This is a genomic window from Limnochorda sp. L945t, from assembly GCF_035593305.1.
In the GTDB taxonomy this organism is placed as follows: Bacteria; Bacillota; Limnochordia; order Limnochordales; family Geochordaceae; genus Carboxydichorda; species Carboxydichorda subterranea.
The window spans coordinates 921,949-938,891 of sequence record NZ_CP141615.1 but is presented as its reverse complement, the minus strand read 5'-3'; the positions used below and the strand labels follow the sequence as shown (position 1 = coordinate 938,891).

The following is a 16,943-nucleotide window of genomic DNA, read 5'->3' as shown; positions in this document are numbered from 1 at the left end:
GGCCATGGCTCCTCTCTTTCCCTTGTCGCCTCACCGGTCGTCGTCCGCCCCGGGTGCGCCCCGTAGCCGAAGCCTCCCTGCAGGTGCGGGCAGCGGTACGTACTGCACCGAGGGCCGGCGCTCGGGAGCCTGCGGGTAGAGGTCCATGAGGGCGTACATCTCGGGCGGCAACCCGCACCGCACCGGCAGGCCCCACTCCTGGAGTCTCCGGCACTCCAGCGGGTAGTCGTGCGTCCAGTGGCCCTGGGTCAGCCGGTCGGCCACCTCGGCGGCCCGGGCCTCATCGAGATGATCCCGCAAGAGCTCCTGGACGAAGTCGCGCACCTGCTGCAGCGCCTTGCGGGCCAGATCCGCCATGATCAGCGTCTCGTCGTCGACGCGGTTGCGGTCCTTTTGTTCTACGGCCCGCACGATCGAGGCCGCCGGCCACTGCCCCAGTTGAGGGTCGACCGGCCCCAGCACGGCGTTCTCGTCCATCCAGATCTCGTCGGCCGCCAGGGCCACCAGCGTTCCCCCGGACATGGCGTAGTGGGGCACGTAGACGCTCACCCTCGCCGGGTGGCGGCGCAGCGCCTGGGCGATCTGTTCGGCCGCCAGTACCAGCCCGCCGGGGGTATGCAGGATGAGGTCGATCGGCACGTCCGGCGGGGTGGTGCGAATGGCCCGCAGCACTTTCTCCGAGTCCTCGATCGTGATGAACCTCCGCCCGATCAGCCCCAAGAGCCCCCACGCTTCCTGGCGGTGGATGAGGGTGATGAGGCGGCTCCCCCGGGCGGCCTGGATACGGCGCATGAGCCGCAGCCGCATCCTTTCCACCTGCTGCTGGCGCAGCAGCGGCCACAAGGAGAGGACGAGGATAGCGATCCAGAACCACTGGAGCACGAAGTTCATCGAAGAGCAGGCCCCCGGGCTTAGTCTGCCGGGGGCCTGCTCCTGTCATGCGGGGGCCGCCGGGTCTCAGCCCCGCTCGGTCACGACGCTCACCAGCTTGCCGGGCACGACGATCACCTGCCGGATGGCGCGCCCGGCCGTCTCCTTGCGCACCCGCTCGGAGGCCAGTGCCGCCTCCCGTAGCGCTTGCTCGTCGGCATCGGCAGCCACCTCGATGCGGTCGCGGACCTTGCCGTTGACCTGAACGGCGACCGTGATCCGGTCCACCTCCAGGGCCTTGGGGTCGTACGCCGGCCACGGCTGCTCGTGCACGCTCTCGCCGTGGCCGAGCCGCGCCCACGACTCCTCGGCCAGGTGAGGGACGAACGGCGCCATGCACAGCGTCAACAGCTCCAGAGACTCCCGGACCACCTTCGGGTGCGGCGTGGCCTGCGGGCGCTCCTTGTACCGGTAGAACGCGTTGACGGCCTCCATCAGGGCGGCGATGGCCGTGTTGAACGCGAAGCGCTCCGAACAGTCCTCCGTCACCTTGCGCACGGCCTGGTGCACCGCTCGCCGCAGCGCCCGTTCGTCGGGCCCCAGCGGCCTGCCGTCTTCGCTCTCCCCGCTTCCCGACAGCAACCCGTCCGGCGCCGCGTACTCCTGCACCAGCCTCCAGAAACGCTGCAAGAACCGCAGCGCACCCTCGACGCCCGAGGTGCTCCACTCCAGGTCCCGCTCCGGCGGCGCCGCGAACAGGATGAAAAGGCGCGCCGTGTCGGCGCCGTAACGCCCCACGACCTCGTCCGGGTCCACCACATTGCCCCGAGACTTGCTCATGGCGGCCCCGCCCAACGTCACCATGCCCTGGGTGAACAACCGGGCAAAGGGCTCCGGAGTCGGCACCCACCCCTCGTCGTAAAGCACCTTGGTGAAGAATCGGGAGTACAACAGGTGCAGCACCGCGTGCTCGATCCCGCCGATGTACTGGTCAACGGGCATCCAGTAGCGGACTGCCTCCCGGTCGAAGGGCGCCTGCTGCTCCCTCGGCGAGCAGAAGCGCAGGAAATACCAGGACGAGTCCACGAACGTGTCCATGGTATCCGTCTCCCGGCGCGCCCGCCCGCCGCAGCGCGGGCAGGTGGCCTCGACGAACGCCTCCGACGTGGCCAGGGGCGCCCGGCCCTCCGGGGCGAAGTCCACCTCCCGGGGCAACATCACCGGCAACTCGGACTCGGGCACCGGCTGCTCCCCGCACCTGTCGCAGTAAACGATGGGGATGGGCACCCCCCAGTAGCGCTGGCGGCTGATGAGCCAGTCGCGCAGCCGGTACTGGACGGTGGCTCTGCCCGCACCCCTGCGCTCCAGCTCCCGGACGATGGCCCGCTTGCCCTCCTCGCTCGGCAGCCCGTCGAAGGGCCCCGAGTGAACCATCACACCGGGCTCCACGTAGGCCGCCTGGAGCTGCGAACCGTCCAACGGCACGCCGGGCCCCTGGATCACCACCCGTATGGGCAGCCCGTACTTGCGGGCGAACTCGAAGTCGCGCTCGTCATGGGCCGGTACGCCCATGACGGCACCGGTGCCGTACTCCATGACCACGTAGTTGCCGATCCAGATGGGCACCGGCTCGCCGGTGAGCGGATGGACGGCGTGGGCCGGCGTGGGTACGCCTACCTTCTCCGTCTCGGCCAGCTCCTGCTCCCGCAGGGCCATACCTTCGGCCATGTGGCGCACTTCGTCCTCATAGGCCGTGCCGGCCACGAGCCGACCCGCCAACGGGTGCTGCGCCGACAGCACCAGGTACGTGACACCGAACAGCGTATCCGGCCGGGTCGTGAAGACCGGGAGGTCGTCGCCCGTCTCCTGCACCCGGAAGTGGACCTCGGCCCCCTCGCTGCGGCCGATCCAGTTGCGCTGCATCACCTTGACCCGCTCGGGCCAATCCTTCAGGGCGTCGAGGTCGTCGAGCAGCCGATCGGCGTACGCCGTGATCCGGAAAAACCACTGGCGCAGGCGCCGCTGCTCCACCTTGGTGCCGCAGCGCCAGCACTCCCCATCGACCACCTGCTCGTTGGCCAGGACCGTCTGGCAGCGCGGGCACCAGTTGACCCGGGCATCCGCCCGGTAGGCGAGCCCCTTGCGGTACATCAGCAAGAACAGCCACTGGGTCCACCGGTAGTACTCGGGGTCGGACGTGGCCAGCTCTCGGCTCCAGTCGTAGCTGATCCCGAGGCGCTTGAGCTGGTCGCGCATCACCGCGATGTTGGCGTACGTCCAGTCGGCCGGGTGCTGCCCATGCTTGATGGCGGCGTTCTCTGCGGGCAGGCCGAAGGCGTCCCAACCCATAGGGTTGAGGACGTGGTACCCCCTCATCCGGGTGAAGCGGGCCACCACGTCCACCAGGGTGTAATTACGCAGGTGCCCCATGTGGAGCCGGCCCGAGGGGTAAGGAAACATGCCCAGGGCGTAGTACTTGGGTCGATCCCCTGCCCCGGTCGCCTCGTACTGGCGCCGGCTTTCCCAGCGCTTCTGCCAGTAAGGCTCGATGGACCTCGGGTCGTACTCCTGAGCCCCGCTTCCGGCCACTTCGCGCCGGATCTGCGTCGTCGCCATCGGTCGAAGCCCTCCCCGAAACAACCTGGCGGAAACGAAAAGGCGCCTTTCGCCCCCTAGAGGCGAAAGGCGCCCACCTTCCGCGGTACCACTCTATTTGACCCGGGAATGTGTCGCCCTTCCCGGATCCTCTCCTGTGGCTGTAACGGAGCCCGCCGTCCCCTCGCAGGACGGGCCGCCCGTCCCGGACTACCCGGCCCAGGGGGCCGATCGCCCGGGAAGCTCCGGGGCGAGTTGGCGACCCGGGCGGCACCGCCTCGCACCACCGGCGGCTCTCTCTTGCCGGACCCGGCTACCGGTCGCTACTGCTCCCCGTCATTGCCGCCTATCCACTTGTAAGAAAAGACCCACCTCGAGGAAGTGGTGGAGCCGAGCGGGATCGAACCGCCGACCTCGTGAATGCCATTCACGCGCTCTCCCAGCTGAGCTACGGCCCCACGGCGGGTCGCCCTTGATTATAACGGCGCGTCCCCGACCGGTCAAGCGAACGCAACGAGACGACCTCGGACGCGCCTGTGGGAGCGCCGCCTTGCGCGCGCCTCCTCGCGACTCGCCTCCCGCCATCGGCGTCGCTACGGCCCCACGCTGATCTGCGGCGCCTTGTCCCACAGCGCTTCGAGCCGGTAGAATTCCCGGTCGGCGTGGTGAAAGACGTGAACGACCACCGCACCGTAGTCCAGGAGAATCCAGCGCGCGCCGTTCGCGCCTTCTCTCCGGGGAACGGGGGCCCCTGCCTCGTCGAGCTTGCGCTCCACGTAGTCGGCGATGGCCCGTACCTGGGGGGTCGACTCGCCGCTGGTCAACACGAAGAAATCGGCCACCGGACTGAGCTCGCGCAGGTCGAGGATGATGGTATCCTTGGCCTTGCGTTCGTCAGCCGCGAGGGCGGCCAGCCGTGCGAGTGTCTCGGCTCCCAGCGCGTTCACCTCCTGCCGGCAGGCCCGGACGGTCGACGACCGGCCTCTCGGCCAGATCCCGCCCCACCAAGACCACCACCGGCTCTGCGGGGCGGCTGCCGAGCCACGGCCGCACCAGCGGGCCTTCCTGTTCCGGACCCCGGGAGCTCAACAGCGTGGCGATGCGATCCGCGAGGTCTCCGGCCGCGGGGTCCAGCACCACCACCCGGGTGGTATCCAACCCGAAGCGCTTCGCGTTTTCGACGCGCGCCACGCGGATCCCCCGCGCCTCGAGCAGCTGGGCGACCCTCGCCGCCGAACCCCCCACGCCGTTGGCGTTGAGCACGGCGACGGGCCCGAGCTCTGCGCCCGGCGGCTGGAGCACCTCGCTCGCCACCTGCCGGGCACGGTCGCGGTCAGGCAGCCAGTAGCTGGCGCCGGCGACGGTACCCGGCATCCCCGGCAGCACCGACGTTTCGATTTGCAGCCGGCGGTGACGCATCAGCCACGAGGATGCGGCAAGAGCCAGATCCATGGAAAGATCGGTCTCGACCATGCCGTACGCCTGGCGCACCAGCCGCGGCAAGCGCGCCAGGGTACGGGGCTGGAGCACCGTGCTGGCAAGCGCCCGGATGAACTGCTGTTGCCGCTCGATCCGCCCGTAGTACTGCCCGGTGCCCGGATCGTACGAGATGTCGCCGAGCCCATCGGCCCGGTAGCGCACGAACTCCAGCGCCTGCTTGCCGTTGAGGCGCTGGCGCCCGGGCTGCAGGTCGATGACGAGCCCCTGCGCCCGGTCCACGTAGTGCATGCGGCGGGGCACGTCGACCTCCACCCCGCCCAGCGTGTCGATCACGTGCTCGAAGGTCTGGAAGTCCACCCGCACGTATCCGTCGACGGGCACGCCCAGGAGGTCGGACAGCGTCCGCATGAGGGTGCGCGGCCCGTAGGCCGTGAACACCATGTTGACCTTGTTGTAAGAGCCGCCGGGCAGCCGCACCCGGGTGTCCCTGGGGATGGAGACGATGCCGAGTTTCCCGTCCCGCAGGCTGAAGCTGACCACCATGATGGTGTCGGTCCTGCCCGGATCGTGAGCCCGGTCGTCGGTGCCGACCACGACGGCCGACAGGTAACCGTCCGAGGCCAGCCCCGAGCGCAACGGGCTTTCCACCATACCGGCCAGCCAGCCCGGCCCCCGGAAGAAGGTGACCAGCACGGAGACGACGAGGCTCAAGAACCCCGCGCCCAGGAGCCACCACAGCCGTCGGCGCCGGCGCCCCGGCCGGGCCTGCCTGGTGCGAAGATCGTGGCTCAGGTAGAGATCGGGACGGTCAATCATGGCGGTCTCCCGCCCTTGCCAGAAGAGCCCAATTGCGGGCCGCGACCGTCCTCGGGTGCATCACCTTGCCGGTATCGAGCAGATAACGGAGCCGGGCATCCAGGCTCAACCGGTACGCCTTCAACAGATCGTGGCGGGCCACCTCGCGAATGTGCACCGCTTCCGAAAACTCCCGGGACGGCTCGCTATAGTCCGCGACCACCAAGACCATTTCGATCGGAGAAGGCTCTGGCCGTCCGGTCGTATGGAAGCGTACGGCCGCCAGGACCTCCCGATCCTCGACGCCCAGCTCCCTGCGGGCCCAGCTGGCAGCCGCCGGCCCATGGAGAAGCTCGGCCGCTTCCCATTCGATGGGGTCCAGCGCCCCGTCCCACTCGAGCGCCGCCTGCCGCAGGCGCTCGCGATCCCAGTCCCTCGCCGCATCGTGCAGCAATCCCGCCAGGGCCGCCGCCTCTACGTCAACCCCGTTGAGCGCGGCAAGCTCTCGGGCCGTCTCGACGACCCCTGCCACATGCCGCCAGCGCTTCGCCGCCATCATGGCGCGCACGCTGCGCTCGGCGGTGCTCCACCCCACCTGCATACCCTTTTCTCGCCACACTCCTCGCTCCAACGAAAGGGCGGTCCGCCTAACCATACCACGGCGACGGACCGCCCGCCACGGCCCTCCGTGCCGCGCCGCAGCGGGCGCCGGAGGAGGCTAGTGCAGGTCAGCTCGGGCTACTCGCGCTCGGCCCTCGGTCGAGCCTCGTTGACGACGATCTCCCGGCCGCCCAGCTGGGTGCCGTTGAGGGCCTGCACCACCTTTTCTACGTCCTCGTCGGGCACCTCCACGAACCCGAACCCCCTGGAACGCCCGGTGACCCGGTCCGTGATGATGCGGGCGGAAATCACCTGGGTGTACTGGGCAAACGTACCTCGGAGCTCCTCTTCGGTAGTCTGCCAGGGCAGGTTGCCGACATACAATGTCTTGGCCATGAAACTGATCACCTCGGGTCCCTTGCGGCCGCTCGAGTGGGAAGCTTCGCCCGGGCCATGGCGGCCTCGATGTGTCCCGGACGCTTCTAGGAGCCACTGCGCTTTCTATTCTGTTCCCCCGGGTATTTGGGCCATGCGATGACCTCCCGCCACAACCTCCCTCCCCGTCGGCGCTTGGTACAGCCGGTGCTTGTAGATGTAGTCGACCACCGGCTCCGGTACCAGGTAGCGGATGGGCTGGCCCCTGCGCACCCGCTGCCGGATGTCGGACGAGGAAATGGAAAGCCCGGGCACCTGCACGACGGCGATGCGGTGCCGGAAACGACGGAAGAGCTCGCCCAGTGTCGACTCCAGCCGCTCGAGGTCGTAGCCCGGTCGCGTGGCTGCGATGAGGTGACACCGCTCCAGGAGCCGTTCCGGTTGCTTCCAGGTCAGGATCTCCAGGATGGCGTCGGCTCCCGTGATGAAGTACAGTTCGGCATCGGGCGGCAGGCCGTGTCGCGCCTGCTCCACGGTGTCCACCGTGTAGCTCGGCCCCGGCCGGTCGATGTCCAGACGGGAAACCTCGAAGTAAGGGTTGCTGAGTGTCGCCAGCACTGTCATCAGGTACCGGTGTTCGGCGGGGGTCACGTCCATGGCGCTCTTGTGCGGCGGCCATCCGGACGGCACGAACCAGACCCGCTCCAGCCCGAACTCCACCCGCGCCCCCTCGGCGGTCACCAGGTGCCCGTAATGGATAGGGTCGAAGGTGCCTCCCATCAGCCCGATGCGGATACTCACTCGCGTACCTGCCCGTCCCCGAAGACTACGAACCGCGTCGTCGTGAGCGCCTCCAGCCCCATGGGGCCCCGGGCGTGGAGCTTTTGCGTGCTGATGCCGATCTCCGCGCCGAATCCAAACTCGCTGCCGTCCGTGAACCGGGTCGAGGCGTTGACGTACACCGCCGCGCTGTCGACCTCCCGCACGAACCGGCGCGCTGCCGCCAGATCCTGCGTCACGATGGCCTCCGAGTGCCCCGTGGAATACCGGGCGATGTGCTCGAGCGCCTCGTCCAGGCTCTCCACGACCCGCACCGCCAGGATCAGGTCCAGGTACTCCGTGGCCCAGTCGGTCTCAGTGGCCGGCACCGCCTCGGGAATGACCTCACGGGTGGCCGGGCACCCCCGGATCTCGACGCCCAGCTCCCGCAGACGGGCACCCAGCCGGGCGAGGTCGCCCCGGGCCGCCACGTCGCGGTGGACCAGCAGCGTCTCCACGGCGTTGCAGACCGTGGGGCGCTGGATCTTGGCGTTGAGGACGATCCGTTCCGCCATCTCGTAGGGGGCCGAGGCGTCCAGGTAGATATGGCAGTTGCCCGCGCCCGTCTCGATGACAGGCACGGATGCCTGCTCCACCACCGTGCGGATCAACTCGGGCCCTCCCCGCGGGATCAGCAGATCGATCCATCCCCGGGCATGCATCAAGGCCACCGCGGCCCGGCGATCCGCTGTCGGCACCACGGCGATGGCCCCTTCCGGCACTCCTTCGCCCTGAGCCGCCTCCGCCAGCACGCGGCCGATGGCCAGGGAGGTCTCGAGCGCCTCCGAACCGCCCCGCAGGACGACCGCGTTGGCCGACTTGATGCAAAGGGCCGCCGCGTCGGCGGTGACGTCGGGCCGCGACTCGTAGATGACCCCGATCACCCCCAGGGGCACCCGGATCTCCGTGATCTCCAACCCGTTGGGCCGCCGCCACGAGCGGACGGCCCGTGCCAGAGGGTCTTCGAGCGCCGCCACCTGCTCGATGCCCCTCGCCACCCGCTCCAGCCGGACCTCGTCGAGCAACAGCCGGTCGACGAGCGCCGCGCGCAAGCCGGCCGCCCTGGCTCGCTCCACGTCGTCGCGGTTGGCCTGCAAGATGGCCGCGGCGTGCCGGCGCAGGGCGGCCGCCATTGCAAGCAAAGCCCGATCCCGGGCCTTCGACTCCATCCGGGCAAGAAGCCGGGCCGCCTGCCGGGCGCCGGAAGCGAGCCGGCGCACGGTCTCTTCGGGCGACGGCTCGCTCTCCTCCCCAGACGTCCGCCGGTCAAGGGCAGGAGACGGGAGGCTCATCGAAGCTCAGGCCCCCTTCTCCCGGGCTTCGCCGCCCGCCACGGCCACGAACTCGTCACGATGCACGACCTCCCAGGAGGTGCGCACGCGGCTCACCACGGCGGCGAGCTCCGTGGAGTGGCGACCCCTGGCGCGGCGAAGCTCGTCGCTCGAGAACCTCACGATGCCTCGCCCGACCTCCTGGCCACCGGGGTCCGTCACGCTCACCACCGCGCCGGCAGGGAACTCCCCCACCACTTCCACCACGCCGCTCGCCAGGAGGCTCCTTCCCTGGCGCACCAGCGCCTGAGCAGCCCCGTCGTCGATGACCACGGCACCCGTGGAACGCGGATAGAAGGCGAGCCACCGCTTCTTGCCCCGCAGCACCTCGGGAGCAGGCTCGAAGAACGTGCCGACCGCCGCGCCGGAGAAAAGGCGCTCGACCACACCGGGCTCCGCTCGGGCCAGCACGGTCGGAATCCCCGCGGCACCCGCCATGCGGGCCGCCTGCAGCTTGGTGGCCACGCCGCCCGTCCCCATCGGGCCTCCTGAAGCGCGGCGGCTCACCAGCCCGTCGAGCGCGTCGCCGAAGGCGACCGCCGGGATCCGGCGGGCCTGCGGGTCGCGCCGCGGGTCGCCCGAGTACAACCCGTCGACGTCGGAGAGGATGACGAGCAGATCGGCCTCCACCAGGACGGCCACCATGGCCGCGAGCCGGTCGTTGTCTCCGACGCGGATCTCGTCGACGGCCACGGTGTCGTTTTCGTTGACGATGGGGATCACGCCGCGCCCGAGCAGTGTCTCCATCGTGCGGTAGGCATGGGTGAAGCGCTTGCGATCCCGCAAATCGTCCGCGGTGAGCAGCACCTGGGCACACGTGCGGCCCTGCTCGGCCAGCAGCGTTTCGTACACGCCGACGAGCACGCCCTGGCCCACGGCGGCAGCTGCCTGCTTCTCCGGGAGGGAGCTGGGGCGGCGTTTGAGCCCGAGGCGGGGCCAGCCGAGAGCAATCGCCCCCGAACTGACCAGCACCACCTGGCGGCGGGGCGGGCCCTGGAACAACGCATCGACCTCGCGGCAGACGGCCCCCAGTAGCTCCAGCCGGGGAGCCCCGCGTCCATCCGAGACGCTGCTGCTGCCGATCTTCAGCACCACGCGGCGGGCGCCGCGCACCCACGGCCCCAGACCCCTGGCGTCGGTCACTCGACGATGCTCCTGGCTGTCACGTCCGAGACCCACTACCGAGCGCACTATTTCGTGCCGCCATGTGCCATTCCTTCACTCATTCCCTGAACGGCAGGGTATGGATGCCAACCCGTACGGGATCGCCGGGCTTGGCTCCTTGCGAACGCAGACGGTCGAGCACCCGCGAGCGCTGGAGGATCTCGTACAGGTAGGCCCGCGCATCGGGCTGGCCCTCCAGGTCCAGACGCGCGGCCAGCCGCTCGAGCCACGGCGAGCGCACCACGAATCCTCCGTCCTGCCGGAGCACCTCGACCTTGCGCGCCTCCCGCAACCGGCCGGCGACCCGGACGGCCGGCCGCTCCTTCGGGCCAGCGCCAGCGGCCCGCGCCGGTTGCTCTCGGGCCACCGCCTGGCGCAGCTCCTGGAACGCCCGGAAGAGGAGGGCATCCACGCCCTGGCCGGTCGCTGCGCTGATGGGCCAAACCTCCAGGCCCAGGCTCCTGCATGCCTGCTCCAGCACGGGCAAACGGCCGTGAGCCTCCGGCAGGTCCATCTTGTTGGCTGCGACGAGCATGGGCCGGGCCAGCAGCGCCGCGTCGTACTGCTCGAGCTCGCGGCGGGTGACGTGGAGAGCTTCCACGGGGTCCGTGCCGTCCTGGGCGCTCGTGTCCACCACCAGGATCAGGAGGCGGGTGCGCTCCACGTGGCGCAGGAAGGCAAGCCCCAGGCCCAGTCCCCGGTGAGCTCCCTCGATGATGCCCGGGATGTCGGCCATCACGAAGCTCTCGTTGGGCCCCAGGCGCACCAGGCCCAGGTTGGGCGACAACGTGGTGAAGGGATAGGCCGCGATCTTGGGGCGGGCCCGCGAGCTCGCCGCGAGCAGGCTTGACTTGCCGGCGTTGGGCAACCCCACGAGGCCCACGTCGGCCAGCAGCTTCAACTCCAACCGGATCCTCCGGTGCTCCCCGGGGTCCCCCCGCTCCGCGATCCGAGGGGCGCGGCGCACGGGGTTGACGAAACGGGCGTTGCCGCGGCCGCCGCGGCCGCCCCGGGCGACCCGCACCGTTTGTCCCGGCTCCACCAGATCGGCCAGCATTTCTCCCGTCTCGTCGTCGTAAACGACGCAGCCAACCGGCACCCGGACGACCAGGTCCTCGCCGTCGGCCCCCTTCTTGTTGGCGCCGCTGCCGTGGTGCCCCCTGCCGGCTCGAAAACGGCGACGGAAGCGGAAGTCGGCCAGGGTGAAGAGCTGCGGATCGGCCTGCAGGTAGACGTGGCCGCCTCGGCCCCCGTCTCCGCCGTCCGGGCCGCCGCGCGGGACGTACTTCTCCCGCCGGAAGCTAATGATCCCGCTCCCGCCGTCTCCCGCCTGCACCTCGACGACGACCCGGTCGACCAGAGGAGCCTCCCGAAGCCGCGCAGACTCCACCCTACCGCCTCCGTGCCCGGACACCAAGGCCCCTCGCCGCGGCCGCGTCCTTCCCCCGTCGCAGGAGAAGGCCGCCCCGCGCAAGGGGCCTTGCCGTCCCCGGATCTGACCGCGAGCACAGCGTTCAGGCCGTCACCGTGGCCCCGCCGGCGCTCGATCGCACCGCCACGACGCGAGCGCCGCCCCTGGACTCGAAGGAGACCCACCCATCCACGAGGGCGTACAGGGTGTGGTCCCGCCCCATGCCCACGTTGGGCCCCGGGCGCAGCCGGGTGCCCCGCTGGCGCACGATGATGTTGCCGGCCTTGACCATCTGCCCGTCCGAACGCTTGACGCCCAGGTACTTGGGCTGGCTGTCCCGCCCGTTGCGAGAGCTGCCGACACCCTTCTTGTGCGCGAAGCGCTGCAGATCCATGAACAAGACGGGCTCACCGTCCACCCGTCGTTCACCCATGACGGTGTTGGCCATCTCGTCGTTCACCCCCATCTTCCCCTCGTTCCACGATGCGTACGTGCTTCGGGTACTGCTTGACGATCTCGTCGAGCCCCCACAGGGCCGCCTCCAGCGCCGCCTGGGCCTTCACCCACGCCATGGCGCCGTCGCCACCTGCTGGCGGCTCGCTCGTCACCGCCAGGGCGACGAGCCCCTCTCCGGCCTCCAGGTGGGCCCGCTCGCCCAGGTACCGCACGGCGGCCAGCGCGGCCGTCTGCACGATGGCCGATGCTGCCGCACACACGATGTCCTTTCCGTAAGGCCCCCAACCGGCATGCCCGCTCGCCCGGAGACCCGTGATCGCACCGGAGGTTTGCCGGCAGACCTCCACCGTCAACATGGGCGGTCGCCGGCCGGCCTCACGTCGCGGGCCCCTCGATGCTCCGGATCTCCAGCCGCGTGAACGGCTGCCGGTGCCCCCGGCGGCGCCGGTAGTTGACCTTCGGCTTGTACTTGAACACCAGCACCTTGCGCCCCCGGCCATGCTCCACCACCCGGGCCGTGGCCCGAGCGCCTTCTACCGTCGGGCGCCCCACGATGGTGCGCTCGCCCTGCCGCACCATCAGCACCCGCTCCACCGGGACCTCGTCGCCGACGTTGGCTGCGATCCGCTCCACCGTGATGAGGTCGCCGGGACTCACCCGGTACTGTCGCCCTCCCAGTTCGACGACGGCGTAGTCTGCCACGTTGTCCTCACCCTTCGACCGCTCGCACCTTCGTACCATGCACTGTGCGATTGTAACATCCGTCGCATGGGCCGTCAAAGCCTCAACGCACCCGATCCTCTACCTGCGAGACGACCCGGCCCTTGGCATAGGTCCGAAAGACTTTGGTGATTTCCACCTTGAGGCGCCGGCCGACGTGGCGGCCTCCACCCTCGATATCGACCACGTACCCCTCCAGGCGCGCGATACCGTCCTTGGGGTTGTTGACGTGGGGCTCCTCGACCTCCAGGTCCACCAGCTGCCCTTCCTTGACCGGCATGGCCTGCGCCTCGACCTCTTCCCGGCTCCCCAGGGAGAGCACGCGGATCTCTTCCATGTGCACGTCCTCGCTGCCCCGCACGAAGATGACCCGTCCCGTCTCCCCCTCCAGCCGTCGCAAGTTGGCGCCGCCGGCCCCGATGACCTGCGCGGCCACCGAGGGATGCACGGCCAGGAGCATGGCGTCGGCCTGCGACGAGCGGGCCAGGTCCGCGATCTGGCGTTCCACCTTTTGAGCCATGGTCACCTCGGAAAGGACCCGCCCCGTACCCTGGCAATAGGGGCAGGGGCGCTGCAGCACGGCGTAGAGGTCCTCCCGCACCTTCTTGCGCGTCAGTTCCACGAGCCCCAGCCGGGTGAATCCCAGGACGTGGGTGCGGGTGCGGTCCTTCTTGAGCTCCTCGGTGAGCCGGGAGAGGACCTGTTCCTGGTCTTCCTTGCGGTCCATGTCGATGAAGTCGATGAGGATGATGCCCCCGAGATCCCGCAGCCGCAGCTGCCGGGCGATCTCGACGGCTGCCTCGAGGTTGGTGTGCAAGACCGTGTCGGCGAGGTTGGTCGTGCCCGTGTAGCGGCCGGTGTTGACGTCGATGGCCGTGAACGCCTCGGTGTGGTCGATCACCAGGTAACCCCCGCACTCGAGCCATACCCGCCGGTCCAGGGCCCGCTCGATCTGGGGCTCGATGCCGAACTCGTCGAAAATGGGCCGCTCCCCTTGGTAGAGCTGCAGCCGATCCCGTATCGAAAGCCCCACCGACTCCGCCAGGTCGACGATCTTCTGGTACTCCTGGCGAGAGTCGATCACGATGCGCGAAAGCTCCTCGGTGAACACGTCGCGGACGAGCCGGTACACGAGGTCGTGGTCCCGGTAGAGGATCGACGGGACGGGAGCCCTCCTCGCCCGCTGGTGGACCCGATCCCACACCCGCAACAGAAAGCGCAGATCCTGCTGGAGCTCGGCCTCATCGTGCCCTTCCGCCACCGTCCTGACGATGAGGCCCATCCCGCGGGGGCGCATCTTGCGGGCGATGGCCTTCAGGCGGTCTCGCTCCTGTTCGTCGGCGATACGCCGGGAGATCCCGACGTACTCGTTGAACGGCATCAGCACCAGATAGCGGCCCGGCAGGCTGAGGCTGGTCACGACCCGGGCGCCCTTGGTGCCGATGGGTTCCTTCACGACCTGGACGACGACGTCCTGGCCTTCTCGCAAGCGACTGGGCTGGCGAGAGGCCCGGCGCGGGATCGCCTCGACCCCCTCGTCCTCCGCCCCCTCTCCCCCGTGGTCATGGTTACGGCCGTCGAGATACGGAACGGCGTCCCCCAAATAGAGAAAAGCGTTGCGCTCGAGACCGATGTTGACGAAGGCGGCCTGCATCCCCGGCAAGACGTTCTCGACGCGGCCCTTGTAGATGTTACCTGCGACCCGCTCGTGAGCCTCCCTCTCCGTGAACAGCTCCATCAGCCGGCGATCCTCGAGCAGCGCTGCCCTCGTCTCCCCGTGCCCCACGTTGATGACGATCTCCCGTACCATCTCCCCCGTTCAACTCCTAACCTTCATACCTCAACCCCCAAAGCGTTCGGATGGCCCCGAAGCTGCCATGCCGGTCCCGACCCGTTCGGTGTCGCTTCCCTTTCTTTATAGCCTTCGGGCGGGCAGGCTCGCCACCGGGGTGCTGGCACCTCGCCCCACCAGCACCCGCAGCACCTCCCCCTCGTCGGTGAGTCCCACGAGCCGGCCGCTGGGGTCGGCCACCACCACCAGGTGGTACCGGTCCGGCACCAGCCGGTCCGCCACCTGCATCACCGTAGCCGCCCCAGGCGCCACCAGGATGCGCCCCTCCATCACCCCGCTCACCGCCCGGCGCGACCCTGCCTGGCGGGCCAGGTAGTACGCCCAGCTCCCAGAAGCTCGCTGCCGCTCCCCCCGCGCGGCGTGCAGCAAGAACAAACCCATGACCGCGCTCCACAGGCCTTCGCCCCGCACCGCGAACTGCCAGGCGGCCACGATCGCCATGACGGCCCCTGCGATCTCGCCCGCCAGGCTCACCTGGCGGGTCGCGGGCCGGAACCCCATCCGCCGGGCGAGCAACGCCCGTAGCAACCGGCCGCCATCCAGGGGAAAGGCGGGCAGCAGGTTGAAGGCGCCCAGGCCGAGGTGGTCCCACCCCCACTGGGTCAACATGGCGACGGCGAAGCCGGCAGGGCCTCCATCGGATGGTACGCTGTCATGGGCTGCCCCAAGAGCCCGCCCAGCGGCCACGAGGGCGAGCCCCGCCATCAGGCTCGCCGCGGGCCCCGCGAAGATGATCGGGATCTCGTCCGCGGGCTCTACCAGGGCCGCCTCGTCGAGCCGCGCGACCCCGCCGAAAGGGTGCAGCTGGACTTCGTGGGCCCGCACGCCACGGCGCCGGGCCCAGACCACGTGGGCCATCTCGTGGGCCAGGACGGCTCCGAACAGCATGGCCGCCCGCACCCCCGCCCCCGCCAGCACCAGCAGGAGGGCAAGCAGGAGGAAGGCAGGATGCACGCGTACCCGGGTGCCACTCAGCGAAAAGAGTATCACAGGGCTGTCTGCCAGCCTTCCACGCCGGCCGGCCGGTCCCTCGCGCGAGCAGGCTCGGCTCCCTCCAGTCTATGAGACGAGAACCCACCGCTGCCCTACCAGGGCACCCGGCGCGCGCCCACTCCGGCGACCATGCCCAGCGCGGTGAGCGTGGCAAGCCCGTGACTGCCTCCGTAGCTCAACAGCGGCAGGGGAATGCCCATCACGGGCACCATCCCCAGCGTCATCCCCACGTTGAAGACCACGTGGAACCCGACCATGACCACGACCCCGGCCGCCAGGAGCGCCCCGCCTCTGTCCCTCGCCTGCGCGGCAATGGCGAGGCCGCGGCGAATGAGGACGAAGAAGAGCCCCAGCACCGCTGCCGCTCCGAAGAAGCCCAGCTCCTCCCCGATCACCGAGAAAATGAAGTCCGTGTGCCGGGCCGGGACGAAGGCCAGCTGCGTCTGCGGGCCCGAAAACAGACCCCGGCCGAACAGCTTGCCGGACCCTATGGCGATCACGGACTGCGACACGTTCCAACCGGCCCCCTGCCGGTAAGCCCCCGGATCCACGAAGACCGTCAGCCGCTGGATCTGGTGAGGCTTCAAGACTTCGAACCAGCCCAAATAGGTCACCAGCACCGCGGCGGTGGCCGCCAGGACGGCGGCTCCGGCCATCCATCCCAGGTAACGGGCCGGAGTCTGTGCCGCATATAGCATCCCCAGTAAAATCACTCCAAAAACCACGGCCGTCCCCAGGTCCGGCTGTGCCAGCACGAGACCCGCCATGCCGGCGGTGAGCCCGATCGGGACCACCAGGTCCCGCCACGACTCAGGGGGCTTGCGCTGGCCCAGGTACTCGGCCAGCACCAGCACCAGGGCGACTTTGGCCAGCTCGGACGGCTGTACGGCAAAGGGGCCCAGGGGGAGCCATCCCTGCGTGCCTGCGACCCTCCGCCCCGCTACCAGCACCGCCACTAAGAGCGCGGCACCCAGGCCGTAGAGCACCCCGCTCGCCCGGAGCAGGCGCCGGTAATCCACGGCGACCGCCGCGACGAGCCCTATCAGGCCGGCCAGCAGGTTGATCGCCTGGCGCCGCAGGTAATAGCCGGGGTCGCCGACCACCCAGGACCGGGTCGCAGAGTAGACCATGACCGCGCCGATGACGGCCAGCGCCAGCGCGGAGGCGATCAAAGCCCCGTCGAGTTGGGCGAAGAAGCGCCGCGCGGCCCTCCCCGGCCGGGACACGGCCTATCGCCTCGCGCCGACCGTGCGCCGCGGGCCCCGGATAGGCACGTTGGCAACCAGCTCGACCTGGGCCTGGGTCCCCCTCGACGGGCTGCTGAGCGAGACCTGGATGCCGTCTTCGGCGACCTCGACGTAGCGGGAGATGACCTCCAGCAGCTCGTCCTTGAGCGTATCGATCAGCCCCGGGGGCAGCTTCGCCCGGTCGTATTTGAGTACCAGCTGCAGGCGCTCGCTGGCCAGCTGCGCGCTGTTGGAGCTTCGCTGGCCCGTCAGTCTTGCCCACCAGTCCATCTGCA

The 16,943-nt window shown here is 69.7% G+C and carries 17 protein-coding genes and 1 tRNA gene; all 18 read right to left on the bottom strand.

Going from position 1 to position 16,943, the window contains the following annotated elements; all coding sequences use genetic code 11:
- Positions 1–30: 30 nt before the first annotated feature.
- The 18 genes from U7230_RS04315 to minE all read right to left on the bottom strand — a co-directional run bounded on the left by U7230_RS04315 (position 31) and on the right by minE (position 16,938).
- Complete coding sequence (locus U7230_RS04315; protein ID WP_324717508.1) at positions 31–891, bottom strand: SDH family Clp fold serine proteinase; 861 nt, start codon at positions 889–891, stop codon at positions 31–33.
- A gap of 66 nt (positions 892–957) precedes the next feature.
- Positions 958–3,486 carry a leucine--tRNA ligase gene (leuS, locus tag U7230_RS04310; protein ID WP_324717507.1) on the bottom strand — a complete coding sequence of 843 codons (2,529 nt, stop codon included), beginning with the start codon at positions 3,484–3,486 and terminating at the stop codon, positions 958–960.
- 361 nt (positions 3,487–3,847) lie between these two features.
- Positions 3,848–3,923, bottom strand: a tRNA-Ala gene (locus U7230_RS04305).
- Positions 3,924–4,058: 135 nt separating this feature from the next.
- Entirely contained in the window at positions 4,059–4,412 is a 354-nt protein-coding gene (gene rsfS / locus U7230_RS04300) for a ribosome silencing factor (protein ID WP_324717506.1), read from the bottom strand.
- The gene (locus U7230_RS04295) at positions 4,360–5,721 is read right to left on the bottom strand and encodes an LCP family protein (protein WP_324717505.1); all 1,362 of its coding nucleotides are present in this window, start codon (positions 5,719–5,721) and stop codon (positions 4,360–4,362) included. Before U7230_RS04295 ends, rsfS begins: the two co-directional genes overlap by 53 nt.
- The gene (yqeK, locus tag U7230_RS04290) at positions 5,714–6,295 is read right to left on the bottom strand and encodes a bis(5'-nucleosyl)-tetraphosphatase (symmetrical) YqeK (RefSeq protein ID WP_324717504.1); all 582 of its coding nucleotides are present in this window, start codon (positions 6,293–6,295) and stop codon (positions 5,714–5,716) included. The genes U7230_RS04295 and yqeK overlap by 8 nt, the downstream gene beginning before the upstream one ends.
- Before the next feature lie 143 nt (positions 6,296–6,438).
- Positions 6,439–6,696 (bottom strand): RNA recognition motif domain-containing protein, encoded by a 258-nt coding sequence (locus tag U7230_RS04285; RefSeq protein WP_324717503.1) that lies wholly within the window; start codon positions 6,694–6,696, stop codon positions 6,439–6,441.
- A gap of 105 nt (positions 6,697–6,801) precedes the next feature.
- Positions 6,802–7,455 carry a nicotinate-nucleotide adenylyltransferase gene (gene nadD / locus U7230_RS04280; RefSeq protein ID WP_404980634.1) on the bottom strand — a complete coding sequence of 218 codons (654 nt, stop codon included), beginning with the start codon at positions 7,453–7,455 and terminating at the stop codon, positions 6,802–6,804.
- 17 nt (positions 7,456–7,472) lie between these two features.
- A complete protein-coding gene (locus tag U7230_RS04275; RefSeq protein ID WP_324717501.1) occupies positions 7,473–8,786 on the bottom strand; it encodes a glutamate-5-semialdehyde dehydrogenase in 1,314 nt (437 codons plus the stop codon).
- 6 nt (positions 8,787–8,792) lie between these two features.
- Complete coding sequence (gene proB / locus U7230_RS04270; protein WP_324717500.1) at positions 8,793–9,968, bottom strand: glutamate 5-kinase; 1,176 nt, start codon at positions 9,966–9,968, stop codon at positions 8,793–8,795.
- Between the two features lie 79 nt (positions 9,969–10,047).
- Positions 10,048–11,379 (bottom strand): GTPase ObgE, encoded by a 1,332-nt coding sequence (gene obgE, locus U7230_RS04265; RefSeq protein WP_324717499.1) that lies wholly within the window; start codon positions 11,377–11,379, stop codon positions 10,048–10,050.
- A 124-nt stretch (positions 11,380–11,503) separates the two neighbouring features.
- Entirely contained in the window at positions 11,504–11,794 is a 291-nt protein-coding gene (gene rpmA, locus U7230_RS04260; protein WP_324718180.1) for a 50S ribosomal protein L27, read from the bottom strand.
- A 31-nt stretch (positions 11,795–11,825) separates the two neighbouring features.
- A complete protein-coding gene (locus U7230_RS04255) occupies positions 11,826–12,212 on the bottom strand; it encodes a ribosomal-processing cysteine protease Prp (RefSeq protein ID WP_324717498.1) in 387 nt (128 codons plus the stop codon).
- Between the two features lie 19 nt (positions 12,213–12,231).
- A complete protein-coding gene (gene rplU, locus U7230_RS04250) occupies positions 12,232–12,558 on the bottom strand; it encodes a 50S ribosomal protein L21 (protein WP_324717497.1) in 327 nt (108 codons plus the stop codon).
- A gap of 82 nt (positions 12,559–12,640) precedes the next feature.
- Positions 12,641–14,386 (bottom strand): Rne/Rng family ribonuclease, encoded by a 1,746-nt coding sequence (locus tag U7230_RS04245; RefSeq protein ID WP_324717496.1) that lies wholly within the window; start codon positions 14,384–14,386, stop codon positions 12,641–12,643.
- A gap of 105 nt (positions 14,387–14,491) precedes the next feature.
- Positions 14,492–15,382, bottom strand: a complete 891-nt coding sequence (locus U7230_RS04240) for a site-2 protease family protein (RefSeq protein WP_324717495.1) — start codon at positions 15,380–15,382, stop codon at positions 14,492–14,494.
- A gap of 131 nt (positions 15,383–15,513) precedes the next feature.
- Positions 15,514–16,647 (bottom strand): rod shape-determining protein RodA, encoded by a 1,134-nt coding sequence (gene rodA, locus U7230_RS04235; RefSeq protein WP_324717494.1) that lies wholly within the window; start codon positions 16,645–16,647, stop codon positions 15,514–15,516.
- 3 nt (positions 16,648–16,650) lie between these two features.
- Positions 16,651–16,938, bottom strand: coding sequence for a cell division topological specificity factor MinE (gene minE / locus U7230_RS04230; RefSeq protein ID WP_324717493.1), 288 nt, complete (start codon positions 16,936–16,938; stop codon positions 16,651–16,653).
- Positions 16,939–16,943: the final 5 nt, after the last annotated feature.